We start from the raw sequence: 12,484 nt of genomic DNA, 5'->3' as shown, positions 1-12,484 counted from the left end.
CTACCGCGCAGCGAGGGCCCTCAGCCAGTCCTCGACCGTGACGACGTCGCCCCACCGCGGGAACAGATGCCCGGTGAGGGCCTGGTGCAGCTCGGTCTCGGTGTCGTGGCAGGCGTCCACCAGGACGGTGAGGCCGAGGTCCAGGTCGACGGCGTGGCACAGGGTGGACAGCACCACCCCGCTCGTGGCGATGCCCGTGACGACGAGACTGTCGATGTCGCGAGCCCTGAGCACCAGGTCGAAGTCGCTGCCCGAGAAAGCGCTCCCCCGCCTCTTGGTGACCACGGCGTCCCCCGGCCGGGGCGCGACGGCGGGATGGATCGCGGTGCCGGGCCCGCCCGCGGTGAACCAGCCGGCCCGCACGGCATTCGTGATCACGCGGTTGCGCGGGCTGACCTCCGGATCGCCCGGCGGCAGCGCGATGGCCACGTAGATCACGGGGATGTCCGCCGCCCGGGCGCCCTCGATCGCCCGGTTCAGGCGCTCCAGGTATCGGGCGTCGGCGCCGGTGATGTCCACGATGCCGCTCTGGACGTCCATCACGAGCAGTGCGCTCTTCGCCATGCCGCTGTCCTCTCGTCGCCGGGTGGCACGAGAGAGTCTGACCGGTCGGTGGGGACCGCCGAGGGCATTCGGGAGATCCGCAGGGGACCGGGGGCTCAGCCCGCCCCGAGGACGTCGTCGCCCGCGGCGCCCGCCAGTGCCTCCAGCACCGGGGCGATCAGCGGATGGGCCTCGGCGCCCCGGCGTACCGCGGCGAAGACCCGGCGCGTCGGGGCGCTGCCCTGCACCGGGCGGACCACCACGCCGGCCAGAGCCACGCCGCGCAGCGCGGAACGGGGTACCAGGGCCACTCCGGCGCCGGCGCCGGCGAGTGCGACGACCGCGTGGAAGTCGTCCGAGGAGTGCTCGAGGTTCGGTGCGAAACCGGCGTACTCGCAGGCCAGGACGACGACGTCGTGGCAGGGGTTGCCGGGGTAGGGACCGATCCACCCGTCCTTCGCCAGGTCGGCGACGGCCACCTGCTCCTGGCCGGCCAGCCGGTGGCCCACCGGGAGCACCGCGTCGAACGGTTCCGAGTACAGGGGCACGCGGGTCAGCCGCCGGTCGTCCTCACCCGGTGCGCCGCGGTACTCGACGGCGACCGCCACATCGACCTGCCGGTCCAGCACCATGGGGACGCTCGCGTCGCCCTCGGCGTCCTGGACGCGGACCTTGATGCCGGGTGCGGTCCGGTTCAGGGCCGCGATCGCGGGGGCGAGGACCAGGCCGATGCCGGTGGCGAACGCGGCCACGGTGACCGTACCGGCGTCGCCCGCGCTGTACGCGGCCAGCTCCGCCTCGGCCCGTTCCAGCTGCGCCAGCACCGCGTTGGTGTGTGCCAGCAGGATCTCCCCCGCGGGGGTGAGCCGGGCGCCTCGGGCGCCCCGCTCGACCAGCCGGTGTCCGGTCTCCTGCTCCAGCGCGGCAAGCTGCTGGGAGACGGCGGAGGGGGTCAGATACAGCGCGGCGGCCGCGGCCGTCACCGTGCGGTGGTCCGCCACCGCACGCAGGATGCGCAGCCGCCGTGCATCGATCATGTGACCTATTGTCCCAGGTCGCGAGGGCGCCCCCGTCGCGCCTACTCCCCCAGAGCCGCCCGCGCGTCGACGAAGGCGTCGACCGCGCGGTTCACGTCAGCCGTGGAGTGTGCGGCGGAGAGCTGGACACGGATACGGGCCGCGCCCTGCGGGACGACCGGGTACGAGAACCCGATCACGTACACACCGCGCTCGAGGAGAAGCTCCGCCATCCTGCCTGCCTTCGCCGCGTCCCCGATCATCACGGGGGCGATGGCGTGGTCGCCGGGCAGCACGTCGAAGCCTTCCTCGGTCATCCGGGTACGGAAGAGCGCGGTGTTGGCATTGAGCTGCTCGCGCAGGTCACCGGCGGACTCCAGCAGGTCGATGACCTTCAGGGAGGCCGCCGCGATGACCGGGGCGAGCGAGTTGGAGAACAGGTACGGGCGCGAGCGCTGCCGCAGCAGGGCGACGATCTCGGCGCGGGCGGCCACATAGCCGCCGGAAGCGCCTCCGAGCGCCTTGCCGAGCGTGCCGGTGATGATGTCGACCCGGTCCATCACGTCGTGCAGTTCGGGGGTTCCGCGGCCACCGGGACCGACGAAGCCGACGGCGTGCGAGTCGTCGACCATGACCATCGCGTCGTAGCGCTCGGCGAGGTCGCAGATCTCGCGCAGCGGGGCCACGTATCCGTCCATGGAGAAGACGCCGTCGGTGACGACGAGGCGGCGCCGTGCCCCGGACGCCTCCTTGAGCTGCTTCTCCAGGTCGGCCATGTCGCGGTTGGCGTAGCGGAAGCGCTTGGCCTTGCACAGGCGGATGCCGTCGATGATCGAGGCGTGGTTGAGGGCGTCGGAGATGACCGCGTCCTCCGGGCCGAGGACGGTCTCGAAGACTCCGCCGTTGGCGTCGAAGCAGGAGGAGTAGAGGATCGTGTCCTCCTGGCCCAGGAAGGAGGAGAGCCGCTGCTCGAGCTCCTTGTGGACCTCCTGGGTGCCGCAGATGAAGCGGACGGAGGCCATGCCGTAGCCCCAGCGGTCCAGTGCCTCGTGCGCGGCGGCGATCACGTCGGGGTGGTCGGCGAGACCCAGGTAGTTGTTGGCGCAGAAGTTCAGCACCTCGCCGGGGCGCCCACCGGCGGTGACGGCCACGGTCGCGGACTGCGGGGTACCGATGACGCGCTCGGGCTTGTGCAGCCCGGCGGCCTCGATCTCTTCGAGGGTGGTGCGCATGTCGTCGCGTACGGAGTCGAACATGTAGGTGTCTCCCAGCTGGGTACGGAGGCGGCCGGACGGAGGCGGCAGGAGGTCGGGCGGGCCGTGGTCAGACGGTCCAGTCGAGGATGACCTTGCCGCCGCGTCCGCTCGCCGCGTCGTCGAAGGCCGCTTCGAAATCGCGGTAGCCGTACCGGCCGGTGATCACGGGGGCGAGGTCGAGGCCCCCCTCCAGGAGGACGGACATGGCGTACCAGGTCTCGTACATCTCGCGGCCGTAGATGCCCTTGATCGTGATCATGGAGGTGACGATCCGGGACCAGTCGACGGCGAACTCGTCGGAGGGCAGGCCGAGCATCGCGATCCGGCCGCCGTGCGTCATGTTCGCGATCATGTCGCGCATCGCCTCGGGGCGGCCGGACATCTCCAGGCCGATGTCGAAGCCCTCGCGCAGTCCGAGCTGCCGCTGACCGTCGGCGATGGTCTGCGGGCCGACGTCGAGGGCGAGACTGACGCCGACCTTGCGGGCGAGCTCCAGGCGGGCCTCGCTGACGTCGGTGATCATGACGTTGCGGGCGCCGGCGTGCTTGGCGACGGCGGCGGCCATGATGCCGATCGGGCCGGCGCCGGTGATCAGGACGTCCTCACCGACCAGAGGGAAGGACAGGGCGGTGTGCACGGCGTTGCCGAACGGGTCGAAGATCGCGGCGATGTCCAGGTCGACGGGGACCCGGTGCACCCACACGTTGGAGGCGGGCAGCGCGACGTACTCGGCGAAGGCCCCGTCGCGGCCGACGCCGAGTCCCAGGGTGGAGCGGCAGAGGTGACGGCGGCCGGCCAGGCAGTTGCGGCACTTCCCGCACACCAGGTGGCCCTCGCCGCTGACCAGGTCACCGACGGCGATGTCGATGACGTCGGAACCGATCGCGGCGACCTCGCCGACGAACTCGTGGCCCAGGACGAGCGGGGTCCTGATGGACTGCTGGGCCCAGCCGTCGTAGTTACGGATGTGCAGGTCGGTGCCGCAGATGCCGGTACGGAGCACCTTGATCAGGACGTCCGAGGGGCCGGTCTCCGGCTCGGGCACGTCCATCAGCCAGAGTCCCGGCTCGGCCTTCTGCTTCACGAGTGCCTTCACGGCTGCGGCTCCCTGTACCTGGTGCGGCGTTGATGGCCCCGGGCCGGGGGCATGCCGAAGGCAGCCTGCGGCCCGGGGAAGTATGAGAAGGACGGCGTGGCAGCGCGTTCGACCGGCTGCCGCGCACCATCCTCCGCCGTCACGGAGAAATCTGCCGTACCCCGCGCCCCAGGTCCATCGAGGTTTTCTTAAGCGCGCCCGCAGCTCCGCTTCACGCCGTGCTGAACGGGCCGGAGCGCCCCTTGCTCCGTTCGGTGCGGGCGCACCGCGCGGAGCGCCCCTTGCTCCGTTCGGTGCGGGCGCACCGCGCCCTCACGTGGCCCGCAGGAACTCCCGGACGTGCCGGGCGAGCTCCTGCGGCCTGTCCTCCGGGATCAGGGTGTAGCTGTCGGCGATCTCCACCAGCTCGCCCTCGGGCAGCATTCCGGCCAGCCGGCGTCCGTGTTCCAGCGGCATGACGCGGTCCTCCGAGGCCCAGGCGACGAGTGCCGGCCGGTCGAAGGTGCGCAGGGCTTCCGCCCAGCGCAGGAGCTCGGCCTTCGGCGGCACGCCCAGGACGTACTTCCTGAGGTCGCGGCGGATCTCCGGCGAGGTCCACAACGGCCGGAACCAGGCGTCCATCACCGCGTCCGGAACGGGCCGCTTGCTCATCCGGCCCCACGTCATCGGCAGTCGCCGCATCGGCTTGAGCTTCAGCAGGGTGAAGGCCGCCTTGAGACCGCCGGGCATCTTGGCGGCGGCGTACAGGTTGTTGCCGGGCAGGCCGGGCGGGAAGTTGTCGAACGCCTCGCAGGAGGTGATGACCAGCCTGCCGATCCGCTGGTCCCGCCCGTCCGCGACCAGGGCCTGGGCCCCGCCCCAGTCGTTCATGACCAGGGTGACGTCGGTGAGGCCGAGTGCGTCGAGGAACTCGGCGACCAGCCGTGCGACGCCGAGGACCGAAAGATCCGCCTCGGGCCGCATCGGTCTCCGGTGGCCGCCGAGGGGCAGCGTCGGCACGACGCACCGGTACCCCTGTCTCAGGTCCGCGACGACATGCCGCCACAACGAGCCGCCCATCGCCACCCCGTGGAGCAGGACCACGACCGGCCCGTCCCCGCCGGTGTCCTCGTACTCGACGACACCTGCGGAAAGCTCCAACTCGGCCATGCGGTACCCCTCTTCGGCGTCAGTCCCTTGCTCGTCCCCTCACCGTACCCAGGGGCGGGGCCGGACTTCCGACGCCGATGACAGCCACGACAACGAGGACGGCCCCATCCTCCTATGCAACGGCTCCGGGCCGCCGACCGACAACCGCCGACCGCATCGTCGGCACAGCATCGGCTCACCCCGGAGGCGGCCCTCCTCCGCCGCGGTCCGGACCTGGGCCGTCACCGAGCTGTCCGGACCTGACTGCCGCACGTCAGCGGGGCCGGGGGCCGGAAACGGCCCCCGGCCCCCGGCCCCGCTGAGGCGTCGGCCGCACTCAGTCCCGCGGCCAGGGCCGCCCGTCGAGGCGTTCGATGTCGCGGTTGAGGCGGGCGAGGCTGTCCGCGAGCTGGGCCGCCTCTTCCGGGGTCCACTCGGCCAGTACGCGCTGCAGACCGTCCAGGTTCTCGGCCCGGTCCTTGTCCAGCCGGTGCTCGCCCTCGGCCGTGATGGCGAACTTCCGGGCGATCCCGCCGTCCGGGTCCGGGATGCGCTCGACGACCCCGACCCGGAGCATCGCGGCGGTCTGCCGGTTCAGGGTGGAGGTGTCGAGGCCGAAGGCGTCGCGCAGCTGACCGATGGACATCGGGCCCTGGGCCCGGATGCGGCTCAGGAGGATGTAGGCACTCCGGTCGAGCCGCCCGCCTCCTCGCGAGGTCAGCAGACTCATGTGCCGCCCGAGAAGCATCGTCTCGAACTCGATCCGGTCCACAGGCATGTCCACGCGAGGCTTCCTTCGACTGCCGGGCTCGCCTCCCCGCAGGGCGGGCGACCTCTTTTGTACATATATACCACAGCTATGCATTATGCACTCAATATGCATCATGCACTTTCAGCGCACTGCGCATGGTAAATGCAGGACGCAACCTTCATGGCCCGGCAGAGTCACAGGAGCCCCGTGAACACACCCCGGCCCACAGCCCGCTCCGGCGGCGTCGCCCTCACCGCGGCGGTCCTCGCCGCACTCATCCCCGTACGGGCACCGGCCGAGGCGAATGCGCTCGTCACGGACTCCCGACGCCCGTAGTCACCGCCACCAAGGCCTGACCTGGCCGAAAAGGTTTGAGCGGCGCCCCACCACCCGAAAAGGTTGTCCTGCCCGTCCCCGGGGCAGGACAACCCGCTTTTGCCTCGAACCGCTTGCCGCCCCGGCCGTAGACTCGCCGGATGGCGAAGTATTTCGACGTACATCCCGAAAATCCTCAGCGGCGCACCATCACCAACGTGGCCGAAAGCATCCGCTCCGGGTCACTCGTCGCGTATCCGACGGACTCGTGCTACGCGCTCGGGTGCCAGCTCGGCAGCCGTGACGGCATCTCCCGCATCCGCGCGATCCGCAACCTCGACGACCGTCATCACTTCACGCTCATGTGCCAGAACTTCGCCCAGCTCGGGCAGTTCGTGCAGATCGACAACGACGTGTTCCGCGCCATCAAGGCCGCGACCCCCGGCCAGTACACCTTCATCCTTCCGGCGACGAAGGAGGTGCCGCGTCAGCTGCTGCACCCGAAGAAGAAGACCGTCGGCGTCCGCATCCCCGACCACGCCGTCGTCCAGGCGCTGTTGGAGGAACTCGGCGAGCCACTCCTGTCCAGCACCCTGCTCCTGCCGGACGAGGAGGAGCCGATGACCCAGGGCTGGGAGATCAAGGAACGGCTCGACCACGAGGTGGACGTCGTCGTCGACTCAGGCGACTGCGGCACGGAACCGACGACCGTCATCGACTTCTCCAGCGGCGAGTTGGAGATCGTACGGCGTGGAGCCGGCGACCCCTCCCGCTTCGAGTAGCCGGGCGCGGGCCGGGGGCAGCCCCGGCCCGCCGGCCCGACTCCCCCATCCCTCACACCGGAGGACCGCACCGACCATGCCTCGTGCCGTCACACTGATACGCTCCGCCACCCTGTCCGACGTCGCCGAGTACGCCTACGCCGCCACGGCCCCCGCCGAGGCTCGGCTGATCTTCCTCGCGGGCGCCTGCCCGCTGAACGAGGACGGTTCGACGGCGGCCGTCGGGGACTACGCGGGCCAGGCGGCCAAGGCCGTGGAGAACATGCGGACCGCGCTGAAGGACGCGGGCGCCGATGTGCGGGACGTCATCAGCACCCGCGTGCTCGTCGCCTCCACCCGGCAGGAGGACCTGGTGACCGCGTGGAAGGTGGTCCGGGCCGCGTTCGGTGACCACGACGTTCCCAGCACGCTGATGGGCGTCACCGTGCTCGGCTACCACGACCAGCTCGTCGAGATCGAATCCGTGGCCGCCGTCCTCGACTCCTGAACCGCCCTGCTCCCCGCAGGAGGAGGACGGGCAGGACGCCATAGGAATTCCCTATGGCACCCGCTGATATTTCGTCTTTGCCTCTCATTCTCTCCCGGCCGTACCGTCAAAACAGCTCGACGGCAACGCATTCCACTCCCGTCGAGCGGACGTGTACGACATTTCTGAGAGGACCAGCGGCATGACCACGACGGAGAATGGCTCGGAAACGCGCGAACTCACCGGAAAGCGGGCCCTCGTCACAGGCGGCTCCCGCGGAATCGGAGCGGCCGTCGTGCGCCAACTCCGCGACGCGGGGGCCGAGGTGCTCACCACCGCCCGGTCGGCGACGGGCGCACTGCCGGAGGGTGTCACCTTCGTGGAGGCCGACGTGCGGACGCAGGCCGGCGCGGAGACGCTCGCCGCGGCCGCGCGGGAGGTGCTCGGCGGAGTGGACATCCTGGTCAACAACGCGGGTGGGGCGGGGCCGTTCCGGCACACCGCGGACATCCCCGACGAGGAGTGGCAGAACCAGCTGGACCTGAACTACCTGGCGTCGGTACGGCTGGACGCACTGCTGGCACCGGGGATGCGGGAACGGCGTTCGGGCACGATCGTCCACGTCTCCTCGGCCGCGACGCCGTTCGCGCCCCCGCCGTTCCTGCACTACACGGCGGCCAAGGCCGCGTTGGAGAACTACAGCCGGGGGCTGGCCCTGGAGCTGGCACCGTTCGGCGTCCGGGTCAACACCGTCAGCCCCGGCAGGACCGGGACCCCCGGCGGCGAGGCCACGCGGGAGGAGTGGGCACGCCTGGTCCCGGGGACGGGCGCGGACGACAGCGGCGTGCCGCTGGGGCGCGTCGGCCGGCCCGACGACATCGCGGACGCGGTGCTGTTCCTCGTTTCGGACCGGGCGAGCTGGGTGACCGGAAACATACTCACCGTGGACGGCGGGGAATTCCCCAGGGGCTGATTCCCACGGAATTCCGGAACACAGAAAGGAAATGCGGTGGCGGCGCCGAGGCACCGCCACCGCTTTCGTTCATGGGGGGTTGGTCGAGGAATACGTCCAGTATGCGCGCCTCTCCGCCTTGCGATGCACCGCATCTGACGCCGCGCGCTGATCCACCAGGAATTGCGGGACAGCCCTTGGTCCCTGACACCGGGAGCTCAGGGGCCCTGAGCTCCCGGTGTCAGGACACCGGGGTGAAGGGAGCGGACTCGGTCCAGGTCTCCTCGCGCAGAAGGTCGAGCAGAGCCGTCTCCCCCGGCCCGGCCCCCTGCCGGAGCACGGCGATGACCGGCTGGGACACGGCGGGGAACACCGGGCGGACCAGGTGCTCGTGGCCACTGGGCACTGCGGAGGCCGGGACGAGCGTCACCCCCAGCCCGTGAGCGGCCCAGCGCACGGCCGTCGCGGTCTGCGACACGCGGGCGGCCGTGGCGGGGGTCAGACCGTTGTCCCGCAGCACGCTCATCAGTACGCCGTCGAGCGCACTGTCACGGTCGAACCTCACCCACGCCTCGCCCTCCAGATCGCGCAGGTCGACCCGGTCCGCGGCAAGCTGCCGGTGCCCGTCGCCGAGCACCACGACGAACTCCTCGTCACCGAGGTGGTGGGCATCGGCGGGGCTGCGGTCGCACGCCGCCATCAGGGCCAGGTCCAGCACGCCCCGGCGGCACAGCCGCTCCAGCTCCGCGGAGCTCGGCTCCTCGAACACGGTCACCTCCAGCCGGGGAAAGCGGAGGCGCAACGCCTCGAGCGCACCAGGCAGCTGCCGCGTACCGAAGCCCATCTGCGCAGCGACCACCAACTCGCCCACCAGCTCGTCCGCACCGGCCCGCGCGGTCGCCCGCGCCTTCCGCGCCGCGCTCACCGCGACCTCCGCCTCCCGCAGGAACGCCCGGCCGACCACGGTGGCCACCAGCCCGGTCGGCGTACGGGCGAACAGCTCCACGCCCAGTTCTCTCTCCAGGCTCCGGATCTGCTGGGAGACGGAGGGCTGGGCAACCCGCAGCCGCTCCGCCGCAGCCGTCACCGAGCCCTCCTCGGCGACGGCCAGGGCGTACTCGAACTGGCGAAGGCTCATCGGCTCCCGTCCCTCTCCGCGATGGGTGGTGGCCCACCCACGGCATTCGTCGTACTGACAGCGGTTACATCGCGGGAAGTGCCTCGTCTATTCCGTGAGCGGGTCGAGGGCTGGTCCCCGAGCAACAACGACGACTGCCGGCTCCACGCGGTGATCGACGGCCCGTCACGATCCGTACCGGACCGCATCCTCCAGCGCACAGGCGCCATGTCCGACTCGGAGAAGCAGCGTTGCACCGCGATGACCAGCGCGCCGGTGGTCTCCGGCGCCCCGGCAGGCTCGGCGGACAGGGGGGTGGACGACATCCCGGCGCCGACCGCACCGGGGAGTTCGGACGCTGGGCCGACCTCGTGCCGGCGGGGGCCGGGACGCGCCGCTCCGGCCCCCGCCGTTCTTGCCCGCCCTTCCCGCCGCAAGGGGACGCGGGTCCTTGATAGCGTCGCCCCAGCGACTGCGGAACACTCCCCGCCGGGGTCGTCGCTCTGCCCGGGTCGGCGCGGCCACCACGGGACGGCGGGTGCGGGTGGCAGGGGACCTTCACGGCAGGGACGAAGAGAGCCGACGCATGAGCCTCGCGCAGTTGCACTACACCTCCGCAACCGGCGGGGACGGCCCCGGCACCGGCGAGGCCGAACCGATACCGGCCCGTTTCACCGCAGTTGACGCCGCGATACCCGCGTCCGTGCTCACCGAGGCGGGGCCGCTCCTGGCGTACGAACCACCCGCCGGCACGGCGCCGCGGATCGCCGACGCCACACTGCGCGCACTGCCCGAGAGTTTCAGTTTCAGCCAACTGTCCGACGGCAGCCATCTGCTGGCCCGGACGGTGCCGGTCCGCTCCTCCCCGTCCTCCTCCGTGGGCTTCCACGCGCACGCGGTCCATCTCCCGGCCGGCACCCGGCTGCCGGGCGGGGCGCTCCCGATCACCGCCTGCCGGTCCGCCCGCTGGTCGGCCACCACCCCGGACCGCACCCTGCCGGGCCCGCTCGCCGCCCTGCCCGCCACCGGTCACGCCCGGGACCGTGAGGGGCTCAACGACTTCGCCGTCTCCCGCGGCCCCTGGCTCGCGGGCGTCCTGGCCGATCTGCGTCGGCTGTGCGGGCCGGACGGGCCCTCCGGTCAGGTGGTGCTCGTCGAGCGGCAGAGCGACGACGTGGCCCGGTGGATCGCGCTGGCCTGTGTCGCACTGCCCGACGAGCTCGCCGAGCGGCTGACGTTCACCACGTACGCCCGCCACCCGCAGCGCGCTCCGCAGCAGATCGTCGGAGTGCTGCCGCAGGACGCGCACGAACTGAGCGGCCCCGGCATCCACGTGCACACCTGTACCGGACCGCGCCCGGAGGGCACCGGGGCCGACGCCTGGGCGGAGACGGCCGCCCGGATCTGGCGCAGCCGCGCGCCCGAGCTGTTCCGCGAGGCGGCCGGACTGCCCGGGGAACCGTTCGCCGCCGGACCGCTGGCGGTGACTGCGCTGTGCGCGGGGACGGCCCTCGGCACGGCCGGGCGTGCCGCCGCGGCCGACTGGGCCGCCGAGCGGCCCTACGCGCTGGACGCGAAGCGCACCCGGCAGCTCATCGACGCGCTCACCGCGCCCGGCGTCGATGACCGCACCGGCCCCGAATTCGACGCCGCCGGGCGGCTGTTCGCCGCGCTCGACGGCCGTTCGCCCGTGACGACCACGGCTCCGCTGGCCGCCATGCTGGTCACGGAGGCGGTCCGGGGCGGCAACGGTTCGGTGGAGCTTCCGGGCCGCACCGCCTTCAGTGGTCCCGAGGGCGTGGCCGTCGCCTCGGTGCTGGGTCCGGAGATCCTGACCGAGCTGAGCGGCGCGGGCGTCGGTCTCGACGTGGCCAGGACGGTGCAGCTCCTCCGGGTGGCCCGGCTGCTGGGTGTGGACTGCGCGGAGCTGCTGCCCTCGGTCGTCCGCCGGCTCGCGCCCGCCCTGCTGGAGCCCGGGGAGGGCGAGCCGGGCTGGGCGCCGGCGCTTCTGGAGCTGATGGACGAGCAGTTCGACGTCCGTACGGCCCTGCTCGGTGCGCTGGACCGGATCGCGCCGCAGGACCCGTCGGGGGTCGAGCGGTTGCTGGGGAGGGTCCCGCTCCCGTTCACCGGCACCCAGCTGCTTCCGCATCTGCGGATGTGCGCCGAGGCGCCGGAGATCAAGGCGGGCTTCGGAGAGGACCGGGTGGGCGCGGTGCACCGGGTGCTGAGGGCCGCCGGGATGTCGCCCTTCGCGGAGCCACTGGTGCTGCGGACGGCCGTGGGGCTGGTGTGGGAGGAGGGCACGGTGACGGCGGGCGAGGCCCGGATGCTGCTGGAGGCCGCCACGTCGGACGCCCACCGGACGGCCGGCACCTGGTCGCACCTGGTCACGGCGGCGCTCGGTGCCCCCGCCACGGACGAGGAGGCGCCCGAACTCGCCCACGACCTGCTGCGCGGCTTCCCGCAGGAGATCGATGGCCGGGAACGCGGGGCGTTGCTGCTCCTGGAGTTCGCCCGCGAGATCCGGTCGGGCGCGGCGGCCCCGGAGTGGGCGGAGCGGGCCCGCGCGCTGCGCGAGGACGCCGAGCCGGTGGAGCCAGAGGTGCTCCGCCATGCGTTCGGGGCGCTCGCCACACGGCTGCTCGCACCGGAGCGGCCGGAGGCCGAGCTGTACGCCCTCGTGCACAGCGGCGACCCCGATCTCGTCGCCGCCTACGACCGGGCTGCGCGCGAGGCCGGCGTCCGCTCCCGGCTGAAGGCGGAACCGGCGTACGCCGCCGACTGCTTCGCCGTCTGGACCGCTCATCCGCACGCCGGAGCGGAGTGGAGCCGGACCGCTGACGCCCTGCTGGAGGAGGTGCTGCGCCCCGCCGTGCGCACGCTGTCCGCCGACGGGATCGCGGCGGTGGAGGAGGCCGTGGGGCGCTCGGGGAGCAGTGGCCGGGCCGAGGCCTTCCACGACTGGAACCGCCGGGGCCGCGGCACCCTGGGCCGGATCGGCCGGCGGATCGCGGGCCGGGTACGGCGGGGGTGAACGCGCGGGTCGTCGGGGGCCCCGC

12 protein-coding genes are annotated in these 12,484 nt (G+C 72.2%); 5 read left to right on the top strand and 7 right to left on the bottom strand.

Annotated elements, in window-relative coordinates; genetic code table 11:
* The 6 genes from ABZ434_RS18720 to ABZ434_RS18695 form a co-directional block, all read right to left on the bottom strand.
* Window positions 1-564, bottom strand: coding sequence for a cysteine hydrolase (locus ABZ434_RS18720; protein WP_359137537.1), 564 nt, complete (start codon window positions 562-564; stop codon window positions 1-3).
* Between the two features lie 95 nt (window positions 565-659).
* Complete coding sequence (locus ABZ434_RS18715) at window positions 660-1,580, bottom strand: LysR family transcriptional regulator (RefSeq protein WP_359137534.1); 921 nt, start codon at window positions 1,578-1,580, stop codon at window positions 660-662.
* A gap of 41 nt (window positions 1,581-1,621) precedes the next feature.
* A complete protein-coding gene (locus tag ABZ434_RS18710) occupies window positions 1,622-2,815 on the bottom strand; it encodes a glycine C-acetyltransferase (protein WP_326739559.1) in 1,194 nt (397 codons plus the stop codon).
* Window positions 2,816-2,882: 67 nt separating this feature from the next.
* Complete coding sequence (gene tdh / locus ABZ434_RS18705; protein ID WP_359137530.1) at window positions 2,883-3,911, bottom strand: L-threonine 3-dehydrogenase; 1,029 nt, start codon at window positions 3,909-3,911, stop codon at window positions 2,883-2,885.
* Between the two features lie 312 nt (window positions 3,912-4,223).
* Window positions 4,224-5,060 carry an alpha/beta hydrolase gene (locus tag ABZ434_RS18700; RefSeq protein ID WP_359137527.1) on the bottom strand — a complete coding sequence of 279 codons (837 nt, stop codon included), beginning with the start codon at window positions 5,058-5,060 and terminating at the stop codon, window positions 4,224-4,226.
* A gap of 316 nt (window positions 5,061-5,376) precedes the next feature.
* Window positions 5,377-5,823, bottom strand: coding sequence for a MarR family transcriptional regulator (locus ABZ434_RS18695; protein ID WP_359137524.1), 447 nt, complete (start codon window positions 5,821-5,823; stop codon window positions 5,377-5,379).
* 174 nt (window positions 5,824-5,997) lie between these two features.
* Between ABZ434_RS18695 and ABZ434_RS18690 the strand changes: the two genes are divergently transcribed.
* The 4 genes from ABZ434_RS18690 (at window position 5,998) to ABZ434_RS18675 (ending at window position 8,326) form a co-directional block, all read left to right on the top strand.
* Window positions 5,998-6,126: a hypothetical protein gene (locus ABZ434_RS18690; RefSeq protein WP_359137521.1), complete on the top strand. Its 129-nt coding sequence runs from the start codon at window positions 5,998-6,000 to the stop codon at window positions 6,124-6,126.
* A 140-nt stretch (window positions 6,127-6,266) separates the two neighbouring features.
* Entirely contained in the window at window positions 6,267-6,887 is a 621-nt protein-coding gene (locus tag ABZ434_RS18685; RefSeq protein WP_148021529.1) for an L-threonylcarbamoyladenylate synthase, read from the top strand.
* A 76-nt stretch (window positions 6,888-6,963) separates the two neighbouring features.
* Window positions 6,964-7,374: a Rid family hydrolase gene (locus tag ABZ434_RS18680; RefSeq protein WP_359137518.1), complete on the top strand. Its 411-nt coding sequence runs from the start codon at window positions 6,964-6,966 to the stop codon at window positions 7,372-7,374.
* Window positions 7,375-7,555: 181 nt separating this feature from the next.
* Window positions 7,556-8,326, top strand: a complete 771-nt coding sequence (locus ABZ434_RS18675; RefSeq protein WP_359137515.1) for an oxidoreductase — start codon at window positions 7,556-7,558, stop codon at window positions 8,324-8,326.
* 220 nt (window positions 8,327-8,546) lie between these two features.
* Here ABZ434_RS18675 and ABZ434_RS18670 read toward each other — a convergent pair whose 3' ends face one another.
* Complete coding sequence (locus ABZ434_RS18670; RefSeq protein ID WP_359137512.1) at window positions 8,547-9,443, bottom strand: LysR family transcriptional regulator; 897 nt, start codon at window positions 9,441-9,443, stop codon at window positions 8,547-8,549.
* A 565-nt stretch (window positions 9,444-10,008) separates the two neighbouring features.
* On the opposite strand from ABZ434_RS18670, the gene ABZ434_RS18665 reads away from it, so the two are divergent.
* Window positions 10,009-12,459 (top strand): GTPase-associated protein 1-related protein, encoded by a 2,451-nt coding sequence (locus ABZ434_RS18665; protein ID WP_359137509.1) that lies wholly within the window; start codon window positions 10,009-10,011, stop codon window positions 12,457-12,459.
* The last annotated feature ends 25 nt before the right edge of the window (window positions 12,460-12,484 follow it).

The organism is Streptomyces sp. NPDC005761 (assembly GCF_040630635.1).
Taxonomy (GTDB): domain Bacteria; phylum Actinomycetota; class Actinomycetes; order Streptomycetales; family Streptomycetaceae; genus Streptomyces.
This window is presented reverse-complemented; position numbering and strand designations above follow the sequence as displayed.